The following is a 26287-nucleotide window of genomic DNA, read 5'->3' on the forward strand; positions in this document are numbered from 1 at the left end:
AGGATAGAACTTGGAAAAGAATACGCTTGAAATAATAAAGCCTGCAGTATTTGTAGATATGAATTCTTATTGGGCAATGCATTTTTGCTCAATTTTAGAGACTTTGTATGATCAGAAAACAATAGAGCATGGGTTTCAGAAAAGCTATATGGGCGATGTTTTTCCCTCTTTGCGGAATTTGACTTCGCGTGCAGGCTTTGCTTTCTTTAATAGTATTAAAATGTCTGTTCAGAACTTTGGGCTCCAAAGTCTGCTGTGTCACTATTTGACAAGCGCTGAAGGATGGCCTGTATTCAGCAATATAATGGTAAATATATCGAATAATTATAATTATGACTTTATGGGGTTGTCGACTCAGTACGGAGTCTTTATTAGTGGGAAGGACTTTCAAAGCGGCTCGAAATTCATTTCTGATAATAATCCGGAGCTTCTGGGGTATAACTCGATGACACATGCCGAAGCAGCTGAAAAGGTAGCTTATGCCGACCTGTGTTTTTTACTAAGGGGAGAGGAAAGAAATTTTGCTGTGTTGGGGGAGGTTGAGGGGAATCATGGGCAACAGCTTGTCAGTGGCGGGTACTGGGAAAAGAAAAATGGTCTATATTATTCATTTGGAATTGGTGTAAGAAGGAGAAACCAAGATCTCTCACAAGCCTTGAGTGGTCAACAAAAAAATCCACCAGTCATCACTGGTGGATGGGTAAATACCAGTGTCGGTAATAAATACGTTGTTATGATAGATAGCGATCACTCAGTGGTGCAGGATTTTTATAATGCAGTAGGAACCATCCAGCTATTCATGACTATGGGCGCCGATCAGCGAGCGAATTATGATCCTGTGCTTTATCCGATTTTAAACGTTATAAAGCAAAATTGGGATGGTCATATACTTGATCTTCTGCAATATCTTAGGGGTATGCTGAAGTCCAATGAGGCAGCCACGCTTGGTGTAAATCCTTTGCCGGCAAAAGTTGTTCCATCGATAATGGTCTAATTAAAATTAAAGGTGGGGTAATGTTCATTCTGGATACGTCGGTGCTTCGGGGTATTTCAAGGAGCGATCTCGTTTCGGTCTGCCAGAGATTTGATGTTGCTATCTCTACCTTAACCGTTTTGGAATTAGCTAGCCATTTGGGTGATGATTCTAGCGGTAGCGGGTACTTGCGAATGCGTGGAAATTTTCTCAAGTGTAAACACCCTCGGATCCTAGATGATCCCTTTTGGAGTCTAGCTTCCACGACAAATTTGAAACCAAATCCTACGCGTGGCGAGGATCGCTTAATCTTAGCTCAATTAATTGATGCTGTAGAGCAGTCAGAAACTTTAACTGAGCTTAGTTCTAGAAAAATTACTTATCCCGATGGGCAGGCAGTCTCGTGTAATGATTTGGGTGTGAGGGTGTCTGCCATCCTGCAAGATGAAGAAATGCGATATGTGGAGGGGATTGAATCGCTAGGCGCTAGAACTGATGGTCGCTTAATTACTGCTAATGTTCTTTGTGAAGAAATATTGTATGTGGCGAATAAGTTAGTGAGTCCTGACGATGCTGAGAGTAAAGGATATGCTTTTTTGGCTATGGCGCCATACATAGGGTATATGCTATCTCGTCTGAGTTATTATGAAAGCCTTCGCGCTTCAGATGATCAAATAATGCGAGTGGATCGTAACGATTGTGAGGACGCTTACATAGCTTTGCATCTTGATTTTGCAAAAAATAATACTCTTGTGACAAACGATAAGGGAACGATTAGGGCGTTAACTGAAGTTCGTGCGCTGTTGAGTGAGTACTTGTCTGTTGAAATCGGCCAGGGTTACATAATGACAGGGGATGAGTTCAAACAATATGTGGCATCGAACTGAAAGTCATTCCGTAATAGTGATTTGTTTTCAGGTTGTTTGGGGTTTTGTGGTCTGTGTTTAATGTGGGTTGGTATATGTATTGGCGAGCTGGAAAAGGGTTGCAAAAAGAAGTGCAGTAGGAAGGCTATACGAATTTAGCGCCAAGCAAGTACCCGAGATTGATGAGCTTTTTTGGCCGATTGTCACTCGTGTCACATTGGATCAATTGCGTGTTATTTGTCCAAGGTGACTGAGGCACTTTAATTGGCCAATCTTTTCAGTGTGATTTGAATCGCCTCGCATTTTACAGATGCTTTTGAAAGTCATTATTTTGCAGCTAACCTTCTCTAGACTGAGCGTCTGCTTCTGACCGATTCTGTTGAAAAAGTAGCTCCCCTGTCTGGCCTGCGGCAGAATCTTCGCATCGGTCAGCAGGGACGTACGCAGCATGATGGGACAGTTATCGAGTGGGCAGGAACGGCTGTTTTACTCGTTCAATCTCGAAGATCACATCCCTACCAATCACCTACTGCGCAGCATTGATCAGTGTCTCGATCTGAGCGACTTGCGCCATTACCTCGCCGATTTCTACAGCCCGATTGGGCGTCGGATCGATTGATCCCGAACTGATGATTCGCATGCTGATCGTGGGTTATTGCTACGGCATTCGCTCAGAGCGGCGGTTGTGCGAAGAAGCCCATTTGAACCTGGCGTATTGCTGGTTTTGCCGGTTGAGTCTTGAAGATGAAGTCCCTAATCACTCAATCTTTTCCAAGAGTCGACACGGACGTTTCCGGGACAGCGATCTGTTTCGCTGGTTGTTCAATGAAGTGCTGCGTCGCTGCATGGACGCCGGCCTGGTCAAGGGCGAAGGCTTTGTCGTGGACGCCAGCATCATCAAGGCGGATGCCAGCCGGTAGCGCGGTGCACCGGGTGATGAACAGGTCAACTGGAGCGATCCAGCCCTGAGCACTCGCGCTGTGCGCGAGTACCTTGAAGCCCTCGATGAAGAGGCTCTGGCCGAAACGCTACCGAAGCGCCTATCGCTGACTGATCCTCAAGTCCGCTGGACCGCAGCTCCAGGTGGCCCTGCGTTCTACGCTTACTCCACGAATTATCTGATCAATACCGAGCACGGCGTGATCATGGATGTGGAACCCACACCGGCTCATCGAACCGCAGAAGCCGAGAGCACCAAGACGATGATCGAACGGGTCGAAGCGCAGTTCGACATCAAGCCGGAACGCCTGATTGGCGACACCGCTTACGGTACCGCGCCGATGCTGGCCTGGATGGTGGAGGAAAAGAACATCGAGCCACATGTACCGGTGTGGGACAAAACCGAACGCAAGAACGACAATTTTTCGAGCAACGATTTCCGCTGGAACGAAGAGACTGAGGAATACTGCTGCCCGGCTGGCGATGCATTACGTAGCGAATGGCGAGCCTTCAAGAACGAGCGTTCGCACGTCACCAAAGTCAACACCATCATCTTCCGATCCAGGCAGACCGACTGCGTTGGCTGTCCGATGAAAGCCAAGTGCTGCCCAAACACTGCGTTCCGCAAGATCGCCCGCAGCGTCCATGAAGCCGCGCGCGATGTGGCGCGACGAATCGCAACGACACCTGCGTACCTGCGCTCTCGCCACGAACGTGAGAAGGTCGAAATGTTGTTTGCCCACCTTAAGCGCATCCTGAAATTGGATCGCTTGCGACTACGTGGCATGAGTGGCGGGACGGATGAATTCACGCTAGCCGCTACCGTACAGAACCTGCGACGGCGGGCTAAATTTGCCTCTCAAGGTCAACCTGCTACGGGATAGGTGCGCCTGCACTCCGCAAAAAACCTCAAATTAACCCACTAACTGAGCCGCAACGGCCAACGAAGGGCTGAGAAACCACTCAGTGTGGTGATTCGGTTCCTTAGGCGATGGTCGTGCCTGAGTTCAGGCGAGCGGTAAATCCGACTTTTTCAACAGAATCGGCCAAGAGCAGCCACTCACTGGCAGTAGAGTTAGTTTGGACTTCCCCGTCATCATCAATATCGTGGTCTACTCCGATTACTCCCGATCAACATCGCAGGGGCTGCAGCCTTTGCAGGGCCGGCGGCGCTTGTGTCCGCCTACAGTGCAGGATTCGATCGGTGCTTTGCTAAGCGATTGAGCCGTATCTTCACCACCAAGCCACGGGAGCGCACAATGCTCCAGCTCGATTGGGCAGGCTAAAATAACGAGCTACGGCTAAACGGGGTACGTTATTCGTGCATATTTCAAAGTTACAACTCGTCAACTACCGGAATTTCGAATGCGCGAATGTAGTCTTCAACAAGGGCGTTAACACGATCATAGGCGAGAACGGGTCAGGCAAGACAAACCTGTTCCGGGCGTTGCGTCTTTTGCTAGACGACACGCTGCTGCGCGCGGCCTATAGGCTCGACGAGAAGGACTTCCACCGGGGCCTTGGCGACTGGCGCGGTCACTGGATAGTCATTAGCCTCGAGTTCGACGAGGTATCCCAAGACGAGGCGATTCAGTCCCTCTTTCTTCATGGGACCGGTAACATCGCCGACGGTGCGATCGGCAAGGCGACCTACAACCTTATTTTCCGCCCCAAGGCGGCAGTCCGGCGGACCCTGGCGGACCTTGCCGCCGGTGATACGGTAGGACTCGCTGAGGCACGTTCGAAGATCACCATTTCGGATTATGAAACGATCTTTACCGGCAAGAGCACCGCAAACTTCCTCGATCCCGAAACCTATAGGCAACTGGCTGGCGACTTCGACGCGGTAATATTTCCCCAAGAACAGACGAACCCCGCTATCGGGGGCGTCATCCCGGGCATGCTCTCGATCTCGCGCGAAGTGTGCTTCACCTTCGTGCAAGCACTGCGCGATGTGGTCTCCGACTTTCAGAACAACCGCACCAACCCGCTCCTAACTCTGCTCAAGTGTCGAAGCGGTGAGATCGATCCGCAGAGCTTCGAGCCAATCACCGCGCTCGTCAAAGGGCTCAATGATGCAATCGAGGGCCTACCAGATGTAGGAACCATCCGCACCGATATCCGCGACACCATTACCGATGCGGCAGGCGAGACCTACTCCCCGCGATCACTTTCGATCCGCTCGGATCTGTCCGACGAGGCCGACCGCCTGTTCCAGTCGCTCAAGCTGTTTGTGGGCGAGAGCGAGGAAGAATATGAGGGCGCGATTCACGAGCTGAGCCTGGGCGGTGCAAACCTCATCTACCTGACGTTGAGGCTGCTCGAGTTCAAATATCAGAAGCAGAAAGAGTCCTTCGCCAATTTCCTCGTGATCGAGGAGCCGGAGGCGCACATCCACACCCATATCCAGAAAACGCTGTTCGACCGGCTGAACTTTGATGACACCCAGATCATCTATTCGACCCATTCGACCCACATATCCGAAGTGAACAACGTCGTGAACATCAACATCCTCGGCCGGCAGAACGGACGATGCGAGGTGTTTCAGCCATCTGCGGGACTTGACGCCGTCCAGATTGGCAATATCCAGCGCTACCTCGATGCGGTCCGCAGCAATTTGCTCTTCGCCAAGAGCGTGGTCTTGGTCGAGGGCGACGCCGAGGAGATCCTCATCCCGATCCTCGTTAAAAAAGTGTTCGGGCTCAGCCTGGACGAGCTGGGGATCAGCTTGATCAACATCCGTAGCACCGGCTTCGAGAATGTTGCGGTGCTTTTCCATAACGAGCGCATCCGCAAGCGCTGCGCGATCATCACCGACCTTGACCGAGCGTTTATCGATACGACCAAGGACATACTCGACAGTGACGATAAGGCGGCCGCAAAGAAGAAGGCACTGGGGTCACAGATCGCTGGACTCCAGCGCGAGGCAGTGCTCAAGGAGTTGTGTGACGGGAATCCTTGGCTGACGGCGCACTTCGCCGACCACACTTTCGAGGTCGATTTCGTTTCCGCCGGCAATGTCGGCACTGTCGTTTCGGTGCTGGGCGACGTCTATAAGGATAGCGGCACCATCGCGACGTCTAAAATGGAGCTGGAATCGGGCGACATCGCACGTTTCGGGACGCGCGTGCTGACGATGGCACGTTACGCAGGAAAGGGGTGGTTCGCCATCATCCTGGGGCGAATGATCACGCCAGAAACTGTCATTCCGGATTACATCCTCGACGCCATCTTCCAAGCACATCTCCCGGTATCCATCCAGACATGGGCGCGTGTGCTGGATTATCGGGTCTCGGTCCTTGCGGAGTCACAACTACACGCGGCAGTGGACATCGACGCGATGCGCGCGCAAATCAGACGCTACTATAGCGGCGAGATCGACTTTGCAGGGGTCCGCGCCGAAATGCTACAGGCCTTTCCGGCCGACGGGATCAACACGATCCTGGCGAGCTTCTAGATGTTTGTCTGGGACAGGAAAGATCTGAACGACGCCCAAGTCGCAGCCATCGAGCATCCAGGCAGCGTCTTCCTCGTTGCCTGCCCGGGGAGCGGTAAAACGAGAACCCTTACCTACAAGATCGCCCGCCTGTTGTCGGAGCTTAAGTCGGACAAAAAACGCGTCGTCGCGATCACCTACACGCACCGGGCTGCGGATGAGATTCACGAACGGATCGAGCAGCTTGGTGTTGATACGAGCCAGCTTTGGATTGGCACGATCCACTCCTTCTGTCTCGAATGGATCTTAAAGCCCTACGGAATCTATCACTCGGCGCTCGAGCACGGTTTCCGGGTGATCAATGCTCATGACACCGAACGAATGCACGAGGAACTCTGCAGCGCGGTGCAGGGCACTAAGCTCAGCAGCTTCGACTGCGCATATTATTTCAAGCCGGACGGCTATGTCCTGACATGCAACAAGACCGACAAACATGAAGCAATTAGGGAAGTTTTGCAGGCATATTGGAAGGCGCTTCGTACCGAGCGGCAGGTCGATTTTGAACTGATCCTTTTCTACGCCTATCAACTCATCGAGAATAATCCGTCGATCAGCGTGCTGCTGGGTTCGATCTTCGAATGCGTACTCCTCGATGAATTTCAGGATACGCGGGAAATCCAATATGCGATCCTCGCGTCGATCCTGAAAGCGTCGAAACGCGGTGCGTCCGCCTTCGTGGTAGGCGATCCTAATCAGGCAATCTATGGCTCGCTTGGCGGCTATGCGATTACGGCGGCGGACTTTGGGGCGCAGTGCGGTATCACCTTCAATGAAATGGAGCTGTCAGACAATTACCGGTCGTCATCGCGCATTGTGAGCTATTTCGGCAATTACAACGTCTGGCCTTCGAAGATCGAGGCGGTGGGGAGGGACAAAGACTACGCGAGCGTGGTGTCCTTCGATCACCAGACGCACCGCGACGCGCTGGAGGAAGAGCTTGTAAGGCTCATCAAATTCAACGTCGAAACGCTCGGGATCGCTCAGCATGAGGTCTGTATCGTTGCGCCTTGGTGGGTCCATCTCGCAAGCATGACACGCAGGCTGGTCGCGGCGCTTCCGGCTTATTCGTTCGACGGCCCGGGCATGGTGCCCTTTGCGCGCGACGTCGACAATTTCTGGTACAAGCTAGCTCGGATCATTCTGACGGAGGCGTCCCCACAGCTCTATGTACGCCGGATGCGATGGGCGGGAGAGATAATCGCTGACCTCAGCGAGGCCGGCGTCGAGGTTCCAGGTTTGGACCGCAAGACACTGCTGCGCGCCTGCAACGCCATCACCATCACCGAAACCGATGGCCTGGTCTTCCTCCGGGTGTTCTTCGACCAGCTATGTTCCACTTTTGGAATCGATCGCCACACCTGCGCGGCACTCCAGGAGCATCACGACGCTTTCTTTGAATGCTCGCAGAAGCGCATTGACAAGCTCATCAAGGAAGGCGCTGAGGCGATCGCTGAATTGGCGATGTTCAGGAAGGTCTTTGCGGACCGGACTGGAATCACCGTATCGACGATCCACGGGGTCAAGGGCGCTGAGTATGACGCAGTGATCGCCTATGGCCTGCTAGAAGGGATGGTTCCCCATTTCAGCGATCCGAACCAGGCCGAGACAGCTAAGAAGCTCATGTATGTGGTGTCGTCGCGGGCCAGAAAGAACCTACATCTGATCTCTGAGCGCGGTCGCAGTCGAGGCTGGAGCGGAGATTATCAACCAACCCACGTACTTACTGGATGTGCATTCCGGTACGACCAGCTTTCTTGACGGGTAAGAATCTGGTCGCAAATGACCGCTCCTGGCCGATAGGCGCCTTCAGCAAGATTATCCAGCCTGCTTGGATGTTATTTTCTGCGCCGATCTGGAGTACTCATGCATCAGCTCCAAGGCCTGGATGACGCTTCTCGCGCCAAAGTTACAAAGCTTTTGGGTGCGGGTGAGCTGGTTCCAGTGATGAATAACACCAAAGGGGTTGAGCTGATCAACTCGATGCTCAATTCCCCGGAGATGGAGCCTCAGTTTAGGCTACGGAGCGTGTTGGCTCCTCCAAGCCATGTTCTGGAATGGGACGCCGATTGGCACTTCCACATCCATCCGGTCGCTGAAATCGAGTGGCTGGAGCTCAAGGCGTTGTCGTCAGTGTGGTTGGAGACGACGCTTCGCAAGTGCGGTATCAGATATTCAATTAAGGAGGGTACGCTCCGTATATGGGGTTACATGAAGCGTGATTCCATAACCTGATTGGCGTTGAGAGGCCCTTCCCTCGGTATTCTGACAATGACAGCTATCGACCGATTCTGTTGAAAAAGTCGGACGTGATTCTCAGGGCAGAAAAGTAAGTGCATGAGATTGAAATCTTAAATGGCCGCACAGCCCTTCGGACACAGATTTCACGTAGCCGCGCGAAAAACAGGCTCCTTCACCGTTCAGCTTCCGGGCAATTCGAGAGAACCGACTTTTTCAACAGAATTGACCCAAAGCTGACATTCCCGTCTGCCGTAGTTTCGACTCGAAAGGCGATCTACCACCAGAGTTTCACTTGGCGTGAGCTATTCATTCCATCGATATCAGTCCAAAGAGGCGCTTCCGCTGGAAAGACATCAAACGAGAAAGACCGCACGGGCTCCATAACGACCCGCTGTGTGCTTTTGGCCATCGATTTGAACTACTCCTCTGTGGAAGGGGCTCGAATTCATGGTTGCTGACCATCAAATTAGTTTGGTCGGCACTAGATTGGATGATATCAATTAGCTATTATTGCTATTCGGGATCGAACATATGTTAAGCGCAAGCTCAATAAATACAGACTGTCATATGGAGGAAATAGAATGGCGAACATACCGGGCCAACAACCGGACATCCAGTTTTGTCCTATTTGCCGAGGTGGCCTCCGAAATATTCCAAGAAATGAAATGCGCTCACCCGGTCATGTTCGGGCTGACGGTACAGTGTCAGAACATACCCACACCTATGAGTGTACCGAGTGCCACACCCGATTTGAGATAAATCAAGCCAGGTAATTATAGTGAATTTTTATATTTTGACCCCCACAAAAGCTATCTGCCCTAGAGGCGAAGGATGTCAATTTAGACTTAACTAGCACTGCTGTTTTTAATGAGATATTCATGAGCACTTCTGCATACATGCCCTACAAAAGCATCTCCCCTAATATTCTTGTGTACAAAGGGCTTGAGTCGTACCCAGGGCTTAATGGCACCGGCTTTTTCGTAACCTTCCCACCATTCGATCCGGTATTTTACGTTACCGCAAGACATTGCATTAAAGATATTTTGCCAGATAACTCCGAAACCAGTTTGATGGTCCCAGTTATCCCTGGCGGGAACAAGTCCGTATTATTTAGCCATGTCTTACAGACAGCTGTTGACGATGGCTGTGATAACGACATCGAAGACGTCGCCATATACGTAGTTTCTGAAGAAAGTAGCGCTGAAGAATATGTAGCGTTACGTGAGCGCGCGTTGCCATTACAACACCAAGATGACGTGGATAATCTATTAAAGTTAGCGCTTGCTCGCGGTAGTAATTTGCGCACTGTCGGATACCCAATTCACAATCATCCGAACTGTGCAACAGAAGTTGACTATGATGCCGGGCAAATACGAATCCAACCAAGAGGGTTTTATGGAAAGCTCTCTGCCGATGGACTATTTCCGAATCAATACTGCCTGACCGAAGTGAATTGGAAGGAGCACGACTATCGAGGCTTCAGCGGATCACCTGTCGTTGAATTGGCCGAAAATATAAGCGTTAAGGGAGAGGTACATCCTCTAATTGTCGGTGTTGTGCTGATGGCGACCCAACATGTGGTTCGGTTCATTTCCATAAATGTCGTATGCAACACGATAGCCGCCTACCTAGTCTATAAAGGATATGGAGAGCACTAAGAAAGCGTTGCATAAACAGCCAGCCGCCCCCACCCTTGGCACACTGGTCCCCTTGAATCAGCCATCCTTTTCGTGAGCTTCGTTATGCGATATGCAGAACACTGAATCGCTCCGTATTTTGTAGTCAGCGTAGGACCGCTTCTGGCCGATTTCTGCCTGTCGCGAGGGGCAGAAAACGACCCGAAGGAGACTTTGATTGACCCAGCGGCGCCTCTAGGCACTATTCTTCGGTATATGAACTGCTAAATTTTGAACATGAATAGAGGGATATGAGGGATGGAGAACGGGGCATTTAGTATCTGGACGCCGTACGAGGCGTTCTACATTCAATCGATGCTCTTCAATACGACCTCTGCACTCCAGTCGTGCAGCATTGCAGAAAAAATCATCGAGAAGATCTCAATTCGGGAGATTGATCCGCAAGAAAAGAAGGACTTATTACTGGACTGCTTGCATAACGTCGTCAACCAGTCTGGAGCTATATCGCGATATTTCTTCCCGTCGCGTGATGGTGTAAAGGGAACGGACAAGAAGACCATTCACAGGGATCGCGGACAGTACCTGTCGAAGGTCTTTGGTGTAAAAGACGACAGCCCGCTGATGAATAGGGCGTTAAGAAACTCGATCGAGCACTTTGACGAGCGGCTTGATCTTTATCTTCAAGAGGGGATAGTCGGATACATTTTTCCTAGCCTTATTCTTTCTGAGCCTGAAGACTCGGACGTACCGCATCACATCTTCAGGGCTTACTACTTGAAGGAAGGTATATTTCAAGTTTTAGGTGAGCGATACGAGATTCAGCCAATTGTTGATGAGGTAGGCAGAATTCATGATCTCTTAGTCAAATTTGACGGCAGTGGCGGAGTCTTCCGCTCGTAAAAAATGGGCTTTATGCTTGTGCTGGCGCAAAGATCTTATCCAAGAAAAAGTTCGCGACCTTGACGGTCTATAGACCCTCTGACGAGTGCCACTTTTGGCCGATAGGTGCCCTTGGCCAAATGTCTTTACGGTCTGTGCAATCAAGTGACTTGCACCCAAGAAAAAACCACCTGTTCTAGAACAGGTGGCTCCTGATACCAGCGAAAAAGGTGGTCTCGTTAATGAGTAAACGCGACCGCGGCGAAGAGAATCGCCGTCGCGACGGAGAGCATCACGCCGATATTCATCAGGAGACTTACCCCAAACCGGGATAGCTCTGCCCGAAACTGCGCTGCGTCGGGATCGGATTTACCTGCAGAGGATAAATGCACATCAGAGTCCATGGCTTGGATAACTGCTTCGATTTGCTGCTCAGGCACGTTGATAGCCTTCAGGGCTCTATACATTGCCAGTCGATTTTTCATTAAGGCCTCCAAAAACAAAGAAAGGCCTGCCCCAGGACGGGGGAGGCCCGTCGTGGGTGGGATGGGATAGCTTGCTTCCTTCGACACTCAAGTCGACTGTCCGCGCTGCCGGAAGCGATGCGGTCATTGGGCGGATCCTGCGGAAAACCGCAGCGCCGTCTTGATGATCCTGACGGCTGATATGCACTCGTGAAAGTGCTCCCACGAACATTTGCTGTCAATCCAAAAACTGGCTATCGAGTGTTACCAGATATTGGGTAGTAGCACCGGGGATCATGAGTTTACAGGCGTTGAAGTCCGCCCTATGCAGGACACGCCTGCCACCCTTTGTCTTTCATCACCTGTGCCGCCAAGTCTCCAGCGCCCCTAGGACCGGCCAGGATTTCTCGCATGTTGGCAATGTGTGGCCGGCCAATTTCGCGCCATGCCGAGCGCTCTGGTGGCTTCTTGAGCGCTTCTGTGCGAACGCGGGGTGCGGGCGGCATTGCAACTGGGTCGCCAGCTTGATTCTGTTTTTTGCGGCCGGCCCACAAGTGAAACTCGCCGGCCAACACACGCTTCGCTAGGGCGAAGAAATAGGCGACGACATTGCGTACTGTGCCGCTTTGGCTGCGTGCCTGTAGTTCGTCCAGCACGTCCTGGCGATGGTGTGACGGCAACCGTTTCAAGGCCGCCAGCACGTCTCGTTGCTGGTCTGCTTTGGCGCTGGCCAGGCATGGCGGCAACGCCAAGAGCGCTGATGGTGAATCGCTTTCCTCACGCGTATGCGCGCGGTACGTACGTTCTTTTTTGTATAAATACGTCTTATACGTACGGTGTTGCTCTTGAGGTATCTGGCGGGTCTGTTTGGTCTGCTGTGTAACGGTCGATCTGTTTGCGGAAGCAGTAGGTGCGGATGTTCGGTTGAACCTAGAACGCTTTCGCGATGGCGCGGAGGGCGGTGGTTCATCGTCTTTGTTCCGTTGCTCCCGAATGGCAATGGGGGGATGTTCAGGCGTCTGCTCAGAAGTCGCCAGAACGTGCTCGGCAAGATGCTTGATTTGTTTGTTTTCATGGCCGATGCAGGTAGCCATAAGCTCCTCCAGGCTGTCGTCGAGAGCACAAGCTTCATGGAAGCTTAGGGCGCGCTCGTTGACTCGATACAGCACGCTTTGAACATTGCCAGTCAGGAGATCGCAATGTTGCCTTACGAAGCTGATCCATCCTGTAAGCCGCAGTACCGCTAAAGCGCGCCAAGCCGTGGCAGCGCCCGCTCGCTGCCCGCAGGGAGTACACGTGAGGTAGCGGCGCAGCTGCCCCATGTTCACGAGCGGACTGAGGCCATCAGCGGTGCGAAGCATGCGCAGGACCTGCCAGCCATTGCGCTCCAACGGGGTAAGGCGCTGATCGAGCATGAGCGCCGTCAAGGTAGCGCTCAGAGCATCTTGGTCTTGTGAGTTCTGGTGAGTGCGTAGGTCTGCCATGAGATGACTCCGAGGTATGGGCCACGACGGCCCGTTCCTCTGCATCTCATCGCGGATCAACCTTCGTGTAACTCGACAATACGATTTGCATCACCACCGGATTTATCGCTGTTCCATATCGCCGATGACAGTCCTTCATCAGCGTATGGCGACGACTTTCCGATCACTGCTTTCGATGGTTGCTGATACCGAGAGATTGCCGGTAGCTGCTCCCTGGATGTGTTCACTCCACCACTGCATCATCGGCCGTCTGCGCTCAATGTAGTCCGCTCGGTTATAGGCGCTACGTACCTCGTCCTTATCGACGTGGGCAAGCGCAACTTCGATTAGCTCTGGGTCCCAACCCTTTTCATTGAGGATGGTGCTCGCCATCGAGCGCATTCCATGACTGACCAGGCGCCCTTCGAAGCCCATCCGTTTCAACGCCATGTTCGCGGTCTGGCTGTTGCAATGGGTGCGAGGATTACGGTCGGCGGGAAACACGTACTCCCGGTGTCCGCTGTAGGGCTTGATGGCCTCCAGGAGCGCCAAAGATTGCTCCGTGAGCGGGATGATGTGTGTGCGACGTTTCTTCATGCGCTCCGCTGGGATCGTCCAGATCTTCTTCTTGAAGTCGATGTCAGCCCATCGGGTGGTCGCAGCTTCTGCTGGCCGAGTCATCGTGTGGAGTTGCCACTCGATGAGACACCGGGTGGTTCTTTTGATGCTGGCGTTGGCAATCGCCACCATGAGTTCATTGAGCTCATCGGGGGGCAATGCCGGCATGTTTTTCTTCTTTGGTTTTTTGAAGACTGATCGAATTCCGCTCAGGGGGTTGGCATGAATGAGTCCGTAGTTCACCCCGTAAGTCATGATTTCGTTGAGGCGTTGGGTCAGGCGCTTGACCGTTTCCAAGCTGCCTTTGGTCTCAAGTGGCTTAAGCAGCTTGATGACCTGGGGAGCGCTGATTTCGGAAATTGGGTTCGCGTGTAAATCCGGGAAGATGTGCAGCGTGAGCGAGCGCCAAATGTCTTCAGCGTAGGCGGTTGTTACGGAATCTTTCTTCAGTTCAAACCAGGCCGTCGCCACGTTTTGAAAGGTGTGCTCTGTCGCGGCTTTCTTCGCTTGGCGATCTGCATCGCGCTGCTCTTTCGGGTCCAATCCCTGGGCGACCAATTCCCTGGCTTCAACGGTGCGTTTTCGCGCTTGAGCCAGGCTGAGCTCAGGGAATGTTCCCAGTCCCATGTTGATCCGTTTTTTCGTCACGGGATGGACGTAGTTGAAATTCCATAGCCTCGAACCATTGGTACGGACTCGCAGTTGGAGGCCGTTGCCGTCGGTCAGTATGTAGTCCTTGGCTTTGGGTTTGGTGGCTCTGATTTTCAGGTCTGAAAGGCGTGTGGCTTGGGCGCCCATGGGTACTCCAACGCTGTTCGTGTATTCCAAAATTTACCAGCCATGGGCTTGGAATACGCCTTGGAATACATTTCAAAATGGATCAGCGTGAAGTGCTATGGAGCCCAGTGGCGCTGAAACCCCCGTATTTACTGGGTTTCAGGCACAAAAAAAGACGTCCGTGGACGTCTTTAGATGATGAAGTGGTGGAGCCGGGGGGATTTGAACCCCCGTCCGCCAGTACTCTGCTGTCGGTACTACATGCGTAGCCGTGTCTATTAAGTTAACCCTCAGCGACCCGACGGGCAGGGTGCTTTGGGCGAGTTGTGTAAGTTTTAGCCGCTTCGTCCACAACGTACTGCACGGCGATTCCGTTCTATATGACAATCACTTTGGGTTTACGGACATCCCCTAATGATTGCTGGACCCGAAGGTACCAGAAGCTCAGGATCTAAGGCTGCTTACGCAGCGATAGCGAATTCCTGGCCGTAGTTTTCGTCATTGGCAACTATAGAAGTTGCAACAGTGGATTTACGAGTTCTGTTACCAACTCGGCATGCACCTAAAGTTTCGCAACCGGCGTCGAATCCTAAACGGCCCCGAACCTGTCGCTCCATGAAGCTGTTGGAGCGGCAGGCATGTGCAGTGTACGCCAATCCGGGTCTTAGGCCAACCCGAAGGTTGGCCAACTGCGGTGTTACTGGCCGCCTTTGGTGTTGTTCTGTAGCTTCTGGATGGCCTGATTGGTCAACGAGATGCAATTTTCGGTGCCTTCTTTGGTGCCTTTGGCATGCTCAGCCTTGGCTTGTCCAACGGTGGCGTCGATGTCGGTCTTCAGACCTTCGCTCATTTGCTCGGTGCTGACTTTGGCGTCGCTGATCTTCTGCAGATTGATTTTGCAAAGGTCATCCTGGCTTCCTGCAAACACCGGAGAGGCCAACATCGCAGCGGAAATGAACAAGCCAGCAAGTGCGGTGCGCTTCATGTGTATCTCCTTAAACGTATGGTCTCGGTGCCGCTGGACAGTCGCGGCCGGGCCGAGTCGGTAGATGGCCCAGCGGAACCGGGCCTATTCAAGTGACTACAACGAAGCGCAGGAATTCGATTTTTTAACCTGATGCCGGAAGAGCCCCTTCCTTGGTGGCGGCTTTGGGGTGGGTCACCCGGTCCACCAGATACACCAATCCGTGGTAGTCGATTTTGCCATGACGCGCCAGACCGATCTCACACGTACGGCTGGTGGAAATGCCCTCGGTGCAGTATTGAACCGCGTCCTTGAGGGTTCGCAGTGAGTGGGCGTTGAGCTCCGGCGTGGTGAAGCCCTTGTCGCCGGCGAAACCGCAACAATGGATGCCTTCGGGGATGACCACGTTTTTACTGCACTTGCGCGCCAGGTCGATCAGCGCCTGGCTTTCGCCGAGGTGCTGCGTGCTGCAGGTGACGTGCACGGCGATGGGCGCCTCCTGGGGGATGAAGTCGAGACGCTCCATCAAATGGGTACGGATGAAGCGTACCGGGTCGTACAGATCCAGGCGCACGTCACCAAGGTCCTGGACCAACCGTAGTGTGCAGGGGCTGGTGTCGCAGTAGATGGGGTCGAGCCCGCCGCGACTGGCATGCAGCAAGGCACCGATCAGTTCCTGGCGCTTGTGCTCGGCCTGTTCTGTGTAGCCTTTGGAGGCAAAGGGCTGGCCGCAGCAGAGGCTGTCCACATTGTCTGGAAAAACCACCTGGTAGCCGGCCTTTTCCAGCAGGCCGCGGGTCTTGTCGTACAGCGACATCTGCTCCTTGTCCGCCGCCGTCGGGCCCATGACCCGCGACACGCAAGCCGCCAGGTACACCACTCTCGGGCGTTCGTCCGGCACGGTGGGGCTGAAACGGATGGCCTTTTCCGGCTGCGGCATGGCGCTGGTCCATTGCGGCACCTGGCCCATGGACAGGCGCGTCAACGAGGCCGACAGTTTTGCCAGGCGGGGGGCGCCCAGCAGCATGCGCGCACCGTTGGCGACGTGCAGGGCAAAGCGTGCGCCTTGCAGCGTGGTGGCGAAATTTCCCTCAATCCAGTTAGCGGTTTTCGTCTTCGTTGCGTCACGGCTGCGCAGTTTTTTCACCAGCTCGCCAGTATTGATGCCTACCGGGCAACGTTGCGCACACAGGCCCGTGGCGGCGCAGGTGTCGATGCCCTGGTATTGGTAGGCACGCTCCAGTTCGGTGGTGTTCGTGCCGGCGCGTTTTTTCGCCTGGATATCCCGCCAGATGACGATGCGTTGGCGCGGGCTCAAGGTCAGGTCTTTGGACGGGCACACTGGCTCGCAGAAGCCGCATTCGATGCACTTGTCCACGATCTCATCGGCGGCCGGCAGGGGCTTGAGGTGCTTGAGGTGGATCTGCGGATCTTCGCTGAGCACCACGTCCGGGTTGAGGATGCCATTGGGGTCGAGCAGCCGTTTGAGCTGCCACATCAACTGGTAGGCATCACTGCCCCATTCCAGCTCGACGAACGGCGCCATGTTGCGCCCGGTGCCGTGTTCGGCTTTCAGCGAGCCGCCGAACTCCACTGCTACCAAGTGCGCCACGTCATCCATGAACGCCTGGTAGCGTGCGACTTCTTCGGCGCTGTTGAAGCCCTGGGTGAAGACGAAGTGCAGATTGCCTTCCAGCGCGTGTCCGAAAAGGATCGCTTCGTCGTAGTGATGTTTGTCGAACAACTCGATCAGGCGGTTCACGCCGAGGGCCAGTTGTTCCACCGGAAAGGTCACGTCTTCGATGATCACCGTAGTCCCGGTTTTGCGTACCGCCCCCACGGCTGGAAAGGTGTCTTTGCGGATCGCCCAGAGCCGGGCGTTTTCCCGTGGGTCTTCGGTAAAGTCGACCTGTTTTTCCACCGGGAAGCCGGCCAGGGAGGTCATGATCCGGGCCAGCTGTTCCTGTAGTAACGACGAAGAAGCCGCGCGGGATTCGATCAGCAAGGCGCAGGCATTAATCGACAGATGCTGTACGAAATCCGGCATGCCCGGTTTGTCCTGCACCGAGCGCAGGCTGCGGCGATCCAGCAGTTCCACGGCCGATACCGGCTGGCTTTTCAGCACGGTGACGGCGTTGCAGCAGGTTTCCACATCCGGGAATACGATCAGCGCCGAAGCCTTGTTCGGATGGTCGATGACGGTGTTGTAGGTCACCGCACTGATGAAGCCGAGGGTGCCTTCGGAGCCCACCAACAGGTGGCTCAAGATATCCACAGGCTCGTCGAAATCCACCAGGGCATTGAGTGACAGGCCGGTGGTATTTTTCAGACGGTATTTGTGGCGAATTCGAGCGGCCAATTCGGTGTTGGCGCGGGTTTCGCGACCGAGGGTGGCCAGGCGTTCCAGCAGTTCTCCATGGCTTGTACGAAAAGCCGCCACGCTGTTGTCGTCTTCTGTGTCCAGGCGTGTGCCATCGGCCAGTACCAGGCGGATACCGGCCAGGGTGTGATAGGTGTTCTGCGCGGTGCCGCAGCACATGCCGCTGGCGTTGTTGGCGACGATGCCGCCGATCTTGCAGGCGTTGATCGACGCCGGGTCTGGGCCGATCTTGCGCCCGAACGGAGCCAGCCAGGCGTTGGCCTGGGCGCCGATCACGCCGGGTTGCAAACGAATCTGCGTGCCTTGCTCGCGAATCTCGCGACCGTTCCAGTTATCCCCCAGCACAATCAGTACCGAGTCGCTGATGGCTTGGCCGGACAGGCTGGTGCCGGCGGCGCGGAACGTGACCGGGACCTGGTCCCGTTGGGCCAGTTTCAGCAGGGCAATCACTTCATCTTCGGACTCGACGCGTACCACCAGTTTCGGAATCAGCCGATAGAAACTGGCGTCGGTGCCGAAGGCCAAGGTCGACAAGGGGTCGTCGAAACGACGTTTTTGTGGGATCAGCTGTTGGACGTCACGCAGGAAAGGGGCTGGAAGGGTCATTGGTCCTCCAGAATCAAGACCACCAGATCCTTCGGACCATGGGCGCCATAAGCCAGGACTTGTTCGATGTCGGCGGTTTTCGACGGGCCGGACACCAGCAGGGCATTGGTGGGCATGCCTTGGGCCCATTCGAACTCCTGTTGCACTTCATAAAAGTTGTCGCGGATCTCGCTGGCCTTGAGCAGGGCGAAATGCACCGGCGGTACCAGGCTCATCAGTCGCGGCTCTTCCCGCGTTGGCCAGAGAATCAGACTGCCGGTGGCGGCGATGGCGCCGAGGGTTCCGGTGAGGCTGGCCGGGGTGTCGTTGAACAACTCGGCTTTCCATTCCTCAATGGGGCGGTCGTAAGCCTTGAGGGTTGGCAGGTCCGGATTGTTCGCCCAGAACTGTGCGATTTTTTTCCCGTGTGCGGTGGTCGGGGCGATGAGCAGGCTCGGCAATTGACGGTCGCGCAGTAATTGCGCGAGCAGGGCCGGCCAGCCGTCCTCGGACGTCAGATGGATTTCCGTGTGGACCGCTTCCATCAGCTTGCGCAACTGGGGAATGCGTTCCTCCGGCGCGTAGCGATAGGTTTGCGTCACCAGTTCGACATCGAAGTTGTCGGTAACGGGTGTGGCGCCCGTCAGGCTTTTACGCAGCTTGGCGAGGATATTGTTCTTGGCGCTCATCGGCGGTCTCCCTGCTGGTTCAGGTGTTCGCGGGCCAGGTCATGCAATGAGCGGGCGGCGGGTTGGGGGGCGCTGTGGTTCTGGGTCCATGGGCCGACGTTTTTGGGTGTCAGGGCGCGCAGGCGCGTGGCGAGGAACCCGAACAGTCGGTACAGCCGCGGCGAGCTGTTGAGCCAGGCCCAGGCATTCCAGATGAAACGCTCCTTGGGCGAGTATTTGCTGCCCTGGCCGCGCATCACCGGGTTCGGGCTGTCCGGCGCCTTGACGTTTTCTTCCCGCAGCCGCCGCAGCAGCGCGGGGATCGGAATCTTCACCGGACACACTTCACCGCAGGCCCCGCACAGCGAAGAGGCGCTCGGGTGGTCCGGCACCTTGGCCAGGCCGACCATGTGCGGCGTGATGATTTTTCCGATAGGTCCCGGGTACACCTCGCCGTAGGCATGGCCGCCGATTCGGGTATAGACCGGGCAATGATTCATACAGGCGCCGCAGCGAATGCAGTTCAGCGTCTGGCGCAGTTCGCTGTCGGCAAACGCCTGGCTGCGACCGTTATCGAGCAGGACCAGGTGGACCTCCTGGGGACCGTCCAGCTCATCGGCCTTGCGTGGCCCGGAGATCATGTTGACGTAGGTCGTGATGGGCTGGCCGAGGGCCGAGCGAGTCAGCAGCGAGAGCAGTGGCACGACATCGCGCAGGTTCTCCACCACTTTTTCGATGCCGGTCACGGCGATGTGCACCGGCGGCACGGTGGTGGACATCCGCCCATTGCCTTCGTTTTCCACCAGCAGCAGCGTGCCGGTTTCGGCAACGGCGAAGTTGACGCCGGAGACGCCGATGTCGGCTTCGAAGAATTTCTGCCGCAATACCTTGCGGCCGATCTGAATGAGTTGGTCGACGTCCTTGGTGTACTCCACGCCGAGTTTGTCGTGGAACAAGGACGCGACCTGACCGGCATTCTTGTGGATCGCCGGCATAATGATGTGTGAAGGCTTCTCGTGGTCGAGCTGGACGATGTATTCCCCCATGTCGGATTCGAGACATTCAATGTCCCGAGCCTCGAGGAAATGGTTCATCTCCATCTCTTCGCTGACCATCGATTTGCCCTTGATCACTTGCCGCGCCTCGTGAGCGCGGATGATCGAGAGGACGATGCCATTGGCTTCGTCCACCGTTTCCGCCCAATGCACGTTCACACCGTTGCGGGTCAGGTTGGTTTCCAGTCGCTCGAGCAGGTCGGGCAGCTTGGATAACGCACGGGCGCGGACCGCATTGCCCAGCACCCGCAGGTGTTCTCTTTCGTGGGCATCGCTGAAGGACGCTGCCCGCTTGGTCATCAGTGAATCCATCGCGCTGCGGAAGTTGTTTCGCAGTTGCGTGTCGTCCAGGGCCTTGTGGGCTCGGGCACGAAAATCTCCCTGCGCCTCAACCGGTACTTCAACGGTCGGGATCAGCGTTGGCGTGCTCATGCGGCACCTCCGGTACGCTGCCAGAGGAAGCTTGCCAGATGCTTGCCGCGCAACGCCTCCTGCTGTTTTTCCAATGCGCCGTTGATGTTCATCAAGCAACCGCAGTCGGCGCTGACGACCTGATGTGCGCCGGATTCCTTCAGCGCCCGGGTCTTGTCGGCCACCATCGCGCCGGAAATATCCGGCATGCGTACGCTGAATGTCCCACCAAACCCACAGCACTCGCTTTCGTGGCTGTGTTCGACTCGCTCCACGTTACGCAACTGCGCCAACAACGCGCGGCCGTGCAAGTGGGTATTCATCTCACGCCGTGCCGAGCAAGACGTATGCAGCGCGACCTTCATCGGCTCGCCGCCGTCGTTCAACTGCACCTTGCAGACCAACAACAGGAACTCGGCCAGTTCATAGGTCCGGGCCGCCAGGGCCTGCACCTGTTTGAGGGTTTCCGGCTCGTCCTTGAACAGGTCGGCGTAATGCTCGCGCAGCATGCCGGCGCAGGAACCCGAGGGCACCACCACCGGATAGTCTTCGGCGAACAGGGCCAGTTGCGCCCGTGCCACCGTCCGTGCCTGCTCGGTGTACCCCGAGGTGTAGGCCGGTTGTCCGCAGCAACTTTGCCCTTGCGGGTAATCCACCCGGATCCCTTCGCGCTCCAGCAGATGAATCGCATCCATCCCGGCTTCGGGATAGAACAGGTCCACCACGCACGTGCCGAACAGGTAGACCCGACGCGGCTTCTCGCTGGGGTACTGCCGAGGTTCGGGCAAGGGCGGGGCGACACGGGTCGCGTTCGGTACGGCGTTGTAAAAAAGCTCGCTCATCAGGCGTGTCTCCGGGTGGTCCCGGTTATCCGTCCGCTGAGGCTGCTGAATATAGCCAGGAAATCTTTCAGCAGCCTTGCAGACCCGGTTGTGAATAGCAGACGCCGAAATCACGGTTCGGCGTCGGTTTTTCCAGTATTGCGTGTAGGACTTAATGAACCAGCATGCCGGTAAACCAGTAGGCTTGGGCCAACGTGATCAGACCGACAATCGTTGCAAAGAATAGGCTGTGTTTGAGGGTGAAACGGAACAGATCCGATTCCTTGCCTACCAGCCCGGTCGCCGCGCAGGCCACCGCGATCGATTGTGGCGAAATCATCTTGCCGGTCACGCCGCCACTGGTGTTGGCCGCGACGAGCAGGGTGTCGTTGACGCCGATCTGGTGCGCGGTGGTAGCTTGCAGCGAGCTGAACAGCGCGTTGGATGAGGTATCGGAACCGGTCAGGAACACGCCCAGCCAACCCAGGAATGGCGAGAAGAACGGGAACGCTGCGCCCGTGCCGGCCAGCACCAGGGCCATGGTCGACGACATGCCCGAGTAGTTGGTGACAAAGGCGAAGGCCAGGACCATGCCGATGGACAGGATCGGCCAGCGCAGCTCGAAAAGCGTCTCTTTAAAAGTGGTAAGACCAGTCTTGAGGTTGATTTTCAGTACCAGCATCGAGATCAACGCGGAGAAGAAAATCGCCGTGCCGGTGGCGGAAATCGGATCAAGCTTGAACACCGCAGGGATGGCGGTGGGGTTGATCACGATGGGCGCGACCTTGATCACCATCTGGTCCAGGTGCGGGATGGCGAAGTTGAACACCCAGCCGTACATCGAGCCGCCCGCGGCGAACATGGCCTTGAACGGCTTGAGGGTCCAGATCGTCACCAGCACGGTCAGGATCAGGAACGGCGACCAGGCCTTGATGATTTCCCCCAGGCTGTAGGGCGAAGCCACGGTGCTGCGCGGCTGGCCGAAACCGCCGACGCTGGCGGTGACCGTTGCGCTGGAAGTCGCGCCGGCAATCTGGGCGCCAGCGGTGCGCTTGGGCTGCCAGACTTTCAGGAACAGGGTCAGGGAAATCAGGCTGGCCAGGGCCGAGGTGATGTCCGGCAGTTCCGGGCCGATGAAGTTGGAGGTGAAGTACTGGGTGATGGCGAAACTCAAGCCGGCTACCAGCGCTGCTGGCCAGGTTTCCCGCACGCCGCGCAGGCCGTCCATCATGAACACCAGCCAGAACGGCACGAACAGCGACAACAGGGGCAGTTGGCGACCGGTCATGGCGCCAATCTTGAAGGCATCGATCCCAGTGACCTGGCCGGCCACGATGATCGGAATGCCCAGGGCGCCGAACGCCACCGGGGCGGTGTTGGCGATCAGGCACAGGCCCGCGGCGTACAGGGGGTTGAAGCCCAGGCCGACCAGTAGCGCGGCGGTGATCGCCACCGGTGCACCGAAGCCGGCGGCACCTTCCAGGAACGCGCCGAAGCAGAAACCGATCAGCAGCACTTGCAGGCGTTGGTCATCGGTAATCGACAGCACCGAGCTGCGAATCACCTCGAACTGGCCGCTCTTGACGGTCAGTTTGTAGAGAAACACCGCGGCGACGATGATCCAGGCGATGGGCCACAGGCCGTAGGCAAAGCCATAGCCGGCGGCGGCGAAGGCCATGTCTGCGGGCATGTTGAACGCGAAAATCGCCACGGCAATCGCCAGGGCCAAGGTGATGCTGCCGGCCACATGCCCCTTGAGGCGAAACACCGCCAGGGCCAGGAAGAAAAATACGATGGGAATAACGGCCGCGAGTGCGGACAAGCCGAGGCTGCCGAGCGGGCTGTAGAGCTGTTGCCAGGTTTGCATCATGGGTGGGCCCCTAATTGTTGTTGGTCAGGCACTGATCAGCGGACATGGTTAATTGGTAATACCAATTTACAAGCGCTGTTGGCTAGGGTAAAAGCCTTGGTTGTCGTGTGTCAATTTGCCGCCCTGAAACTTTCGTCGAATAAGTGGTGGCAGACGGCATCTGATCCGTTCGGACAAATGGTTTTTGGTGGGTGTGGGCACGGCCCGGATGGGCCAGAATAGAGAGCCCGGCGAGCTGTCGGGATCGTGGAGAATTGAGTTATGGGGTTTGATCAGATTCGTCAGCGCCGTTTGTCTGACGATATTGTCGAGCGGCTTGAAGGCATGATCCTTGAGGGCACGCTGAAGTCCGGCGAGCGCCTGCCGGCCGAACGGACCCTGGCCGAACAGTTCGGCGTGTCACGTCCTTCGTTGCGCGAGGCGATCCAGAAACTGGCCGCCAAGGGCTTGCTCGTCAGTCGCCAGGGCGGTGGTAACTATGTCGTCGAGTCACTGGGCTCGACATTCAGCGATCCGCTGCTGCAACTGCTGGAAAGCAATCCTGAAGCGCAACGTGACTTGCTGGAGTTCCGCCACACCCTGGAGGCGTCCTGTGCGTATTACGCGGCACAACGGGCCACGGATGTGGATCGCGAGCGGCTGACGGCAGCCTTCGACGAGCTGCAGGATTGTTATTCGCGCCACGATGAGGTCAGCCGGGCGGAGGAGGGCGCGGCAGATGCCCGGTTCCATCTGGCGATCGCCGAGGCCAGTCATAACGCAGTCTTGCTGCATACCATTCGCGGCTTGTTCGATCTGCTCAAGCGCAACGTCGTCACCAACATCGGCGGCATGTACAAGCAGCGCAGTGAAACCCGCGACATGCTGATCAGCCAGCACCGGGAATTGTACCAAGCCATTATGGACGGGCATGCCGAGCAGGCGCGGGAAGTGTCCAGCCGACATATCTTGTATGTGCAGGAAGTCTTGGAAGAGGTGCGTCAGGAAGTGCAGCGGGTGGCGCGGGCGGAGCGGCGTAAAGGGATATAGGTCGCGAGTTCGGTGGTGATTGGGCTTCTGCATTCGCGAGCAAGCCCGCTCCCACACCGGATCACTGCTGTGCACATATTCTGTGTTCGCAAAAAATCCAATGTGGGAGCGGGCTTGCTCGCGAATGCGCTCTCAACGGCGAAAGAATCAGTCTTCCTTGCCCTTGTTGCGCACCGCGCGCTGCAGCTCGCGGCCGGCGTCGCGTTCGCGCTCGGTATCGCGCTTGTCGTACTCCTTCTTGCCCTTGCCCAGGGCAATTTCGCACTTGATCAGGTGCTTGCTCCAGTACAACGACGTGCAGACGCAGGTGTAGCCCTTCTGCTGCACGGAGGCGAAGAGCTTTTCCAGCTCGCGCTTGTTGAGCAGCAGCTTGCGCGAGCGCACCGGGTCGGCAATCACGTGGGTGCTGGCGGTGGTCAGCGGCGTGATATGACTGCCCAGCAGCCAGGCCTCGCCGTCCTTGAGCAGTACATAGCTGTCGACCAACTGTGCCTTGCCGGCACGCAAGCTCTTTACTTCCCAGCCGGCCAGGACCATGCCAGCCTCGAAACGCTGTTCGATGAAGTAATCGTGTCGCGCCTTTTTATTTTGCGCGATGGTCCCTGTGGGGTGTTTCTTCTGTTTAGCCATAGGGGCGGCATTATAGGCAGTTGCGAGCGTGTCGGCTACGGTGAACCTGCGTGCTTGAGCGCGTTGAGTGAATCCCGGACAATGCGCCCTCTTTTTGAACGCTTGGGCGTGATCACGATGTCGACAGACAAGGTTTCTGTCCACGGCAGTTGGGCTAGCCGCTGGGTCTTCATACTCGCGGCGACCGGTTCTGCCGTGGGTCTGGGTAGTATCTGGAAGTTTCCGTACATGGTCGGCGTCTACGGTGGCGGTGCCTTCGTATTGATGTTCCTGGCGTGCATCGCGCTGATCGGCGCACCGGTGATGCTGGCCGAGACGCTGATCGGGCGTCGGGCCCGGCAAAGCCCGGCCAATGCCCTGAAGGTGCTGGCGGTGGAAGCGGGACACTCGACCAGGTGGTCGTGGGGCGCCTTCGCCGGGATGATCACGGCGCTGTTGATCCTGTCTTTCTATAGCGTGGTCGGTGGCTGGTCCCTGGACTACATCATCGACATGGGGCGTGGGGATTTCCAAGGGGCCACGCCGGATCAGGTGGGCGCCTACTTCGGCAATGTGATCGCCGATCCCTGGAGGCTGACCCTTTGGCACACGATCTTCATGGTCCTCTCGGCAGTGGTGATTGCCCGGGGCGTGGTGGCCGGGCTTGAGCGCAGCCTGCGGATCATGATGCCGTTGCTGTTCGTGATGATCCTGGTGCTGCTGGGCTACAGCATGACCACCGGGCATTTCATGGAGGGCGTGCATTTCATGTTCGACTTCCAGCCGGAGAAAGTCCTGGACGGCCTGCTGCCGGCCATGGGGCATGCGTTTTTCTCCCTGAGCGTCGGGGTCGGCTCGATCATGATCTACGGCGCCTACATGCCCAAGAACGCCTCGCTGACGCGCACCGTCGTTGGCGTTGCGCTGCTGGACACTTTCGTGTCGCTGCTGGCGGGTGTGGCATTGTTTCCGATTGTGTTCGCCGCAGGTCTGAACCCCAGCGAGGGGCCGGGGCTGATGTTTGTCAGCCTGCCCTTCGCCTTCGGCAGCATGGCTTTCGGCCAAGTGATGGGCGTGGTGTTTTTTGTGCTGGTGGCCATCGCGGCTTGGAGTTCGGCCATTTCCCTGTTGGAGCCCATGGTGGCTTACCTGGTTGAGCGGACCCGCATCAGCCGCGCCTGGGTGACTTTCTGGCTGGCTTTCACTTGCTGGTTTGTCGGCCTGGGTACGGTGTTTTCCTTCAATATATGGAAGCAGGCGAAGTTTTTCGTGAACGAAGGTGGGCTGTTCCATCTCTATCAGTGGGGAGCGACCGGAGGGCTGGATTTCTTCGGCGTGATTGATTTCTTCACATCACGGATCATGCTGCCATTGGGTGGTTTGTGTTTCGTGGTGTTTGCAGGATGGGTCATGGGGCGTGAAGCGGTGCGTGATGAACTGTCGCTGCGCAGCCCGGTATTGTTTGCCTTGAGCCTGTTCTTGATGCGCTATGTGGCGCCCATCGGCATTCTCGTAGTGTTTGCCGCCCAGCTCTGGAAGTGACGC

General features: G+C 56.0%; 19 protein-coding genes, 1 other RNA gene and 1 pseudogene. 10 read left to right on the forward strand and 11 right to left on the reverse strand.

All coding sequences use genetic code 11. The annotated features are described in order from the left end of the window. Positions 1-10 precede the first annotated feature (10 nt). The 8 genes and pseudogenes from BM317_RS15665 to BM317_RS15705 all read left to right on the forward strand — a co-directional run bounded on the left by BM317_RS15665 (position 11) and on the right by BM317_RS15705 (position 11049). On the forward strand, positions 11-994 hold the full coding sequence (locus BM317_RS15665) for a hypothetical protein (RefSeq protein WP_092474986.1): 984 nt from the start codon (positions 11-13) through the stop codon (positions 992-994). Between the two features lie 20 nt (positions 995-1014). Beyond that, positions 1015-1860 (forward strand): hypothetical protein, encoded by an 846-nt coding sequence (locus BM317_RS30140; protein WP_139236036.1) that lies wholly within the window; start codon positions 1015-1017, stop codon positions 1858-1860. A 427-nt stretch (positions 1861-2287) separates the two neighbouring features. Then, positions 2288-3662: pseudogene (locus BM317_RS15680) on the forward strand (IS1182 family transposase). 437 nt (positions 3663-4099) lie between these two features. Continuing rightward, positions 4100-6235 (forward strand): ATP-dependent nuclease, encoded by a 2136-nt coding sequence (locus BM317_RS15685; protein ID WP_092474995.1) that lies wholly within the window; start codon positions 4100-4102, stop codon positions 6233-6235. Continuing rightward, positions 6236-8032: a UvrD-helicase domain-containing protein gene (locus BM317_RS15690; protein ID WP_092346856.1), complete on the forward strand. Its 1797-nt coding sequence runs from the start codon at positions 6236-6238 to the stop codon at positions 8030-8032. It begins immediately after the preceding gene. 105 nt (positions 8033-8137) lie between these two features. Beyond that, a complete protein-coding gene (locus BM317_RS15695) occupies positions 8138-8506 on the forward strand; it encodes a DUF6678 family protein (protein ID WP_092474999.1) in 369 nt (122 codons plus the stop codon). An 884-nt stretch (positions 8507-9390) separates the two neighbouring features. Continuing rightward, positions 9391-10170: a hypothetical protein gene (locus BM317_RS15700; protein ID WP_092475002.1), complete on the forward strand. Its 780-nt coding sequence runs from the start codon at positions 9391-9393 to the stop codon at positions 10168-10170. A 276-nt stretch (positions 10171-10446) separates the two neighbouring features. Next, complete coding sequence (locus tag BM317_RS15705; RefSeq protein WP_092346838.1) at positions 10447-11049, forward strand: hypothetical protein; 603 nt, start codon at positions 10447-10449, stop codon at positions 11047-11049. A gap of 218 nt (positions 11050-11267) precedes the next feature. Here BM317_RS15705 and BM317_RS15710 read toward each other — a convergent pair whose 3' ends face one another. The 10 genes from BM317_RS15710 to BM317_RS15755 all read right to left on the reverse strand — a co-directional run bounded on the left by BM317_RS15710 (position 11268) and on the right by BM317_RS15755 (position 23101). Beyond that, on the reverse strand, positions 11268-11513 hold the full coding sequence (locus tag BM317_RS15710; RefSeq protein ID WP_092475006.1) for a hypothetical protein: 246 nt from the start codon (positions 11511-11513) through the stop codon (positions 11268-11270). Between the two features lie 302 nt (positions 11514-11815). Further along, on the reverse strand, positions 11816-12976 hold the full coding sequence (locus BM317_RS15715; RefSeq protein WP_092475010.1) for an STY4528 family pathogenicity island replication protein: 1161 nt from the start codon (positions 12974-12976) through the stop codon (positions 11816-11818). Between the two features lie 138 nt (positions 12977-13114). Beyond that, positions 13115-14371 (reverse strand): integrase domain-containing protein, encoded by a 1257-nt coding sequence (locus tag BM317_RS15720; RefSeq protein WP_092475013.1) that lies wholly within the window; start codon positions 14369-14371, stop codon positions 13115-13117. A 183-nt stretch (positions 14372-14554) separates the two neighbouring features. Further along, positions 14555-14951: a transfer-messenger RNA gene (gene ssrA, locus BM317_RS15725) on the reverse strand. A 96-nt stretch (positions 14952-15047) separates the two neighbouring features. Next, positions 15048-15335: a hypothetical protein gene (locus tag BM317_RS15730; RefSeq protein WP_060739237.1), complete on the reverse strand. Its 288-nt coding sequence runs from the start codon at positions 15333-15335 to the stop codon at positions 15048-15050. 124 nt (positions 15336-15459) lie between these two features. After that, complete coding sequence (locus BM317_RS15735; RefSeq protein ID WP_092475017.1) at positions 15460-18300, reverse strand: FAD-binding and (Fe-S)-binding domain-containing protein; 2841 nt, start codon at positions 18298-18300, stop codon at positions 15460-15462. Next, positions 18297-18968, reverse strand: a complete 672-nt coding sequence (locus BM317_RS15740; RefSeq protein WP_092475020.1) for a LutC/YkgG family protein — start codon at positions 18966-18968, stop codon at positions 18297-18299. Before BM317_RS15740 ends, BM317_RS15735 begins: the two co-directional genes overlap by 4 nt. Beyond that, positions 18965-20434, reverse strand: coding sequence for a LutB/LldF family L-lactate oxidation iron-sulfur protein (locus BM317_RS15745; RefSeq protein WP_092173250.1), 1470 nt, complete (start codon positions 20432-20434; stop codon positions 18965-18967). The genes BM317_RS15740 and BM317_RS15745 overlap by 4 nt, the downstream gene beginning before the upstream one ends. Next, positions 20431-21255 carry a (Fe-S)-binding protein gene (locus BM317_RS15750; protein ID WP_092173253.1) on the reverse strand — a complete coding sequence of 275 codons (825 nt, stop codon included), beginning with the start codon at positions 21253-21255 and terminating at the stop codon, positions 20431-20433. The genes BM317_RS15745 and BM317_RS15750 overlap by 4 nt, the downstream gene beginning before the upstream one ends. Positions 21256-21406: 151 nt before the next feature. Then, positions 21407-23101: a lactate permease LctP family transporter gene (locus tag BM317_RS15755; protein WP_053118326.1), complete on the reverse strand. Its 1695-nt coding sequence runs from the start codon at positions 23099-23101 to the stop codon at positions 21407-21409. A gap of 264 nt (positions 23102-23365) precedes the next feature. Between BM317_RS15755 and BM317_RS15760 the strand changes: the two genes are divergently transcribed. Then, positions 23366-24133 carry an FCD domain-containing protein gene (locus BM317_RS15760; RefSeq protein WP_092173256.1) on the forward strand — a complete coding sequence of 256 codons (768 nt, stop codon included), beginning with the start codon at positions 23366-23368 and terminating at the stop codon, positions 24131-24133. A gap of 147 nt (positions 24134-24280) precedes the next feature. Here BM317_RS15760 and smpB read toward each other — a convergent pair whose 3' ends face one another. Then, positions 24281-24763 (reverse strand): SsrA-binding protein SmpB, encoded by a 483-nt coding sequence (gene smpB, locus BM317_RS15765; RefSeq protein ID WP_042730880.1) that lies wholly within the window; start codon positions 24761-24763, stop codon positions 24281-24283. A 117-nt stretch (positions 24764-24880) separates the two neighbouring features. Between smpB and BM317_RS15770 the strand changes: the two genes are divergently transcribed. Beyond that, entirely contained in the window at positions 24881-26284 is a 1404-nt protein-coding gene (locus BM317_RS15770; RefSeq protein ID WP_092173336.1) for a sodium-dependent transporter, read from the forward strand. Positions 26285-26287: the final 3 nt, after the last annotated feature.

Source organism: Pseudomonas sp. NFACC24-1 (assembly GCF_900115235.1).
GTDB classification, from domain to species: domain Bacteria; phylum Pseudomonadota; class Gammaproteobacteria; order Pseudomonadales; family Pseudomonadaceae; genus Aquipseudomonas; species Aquipseudomonas fluorescens_AA.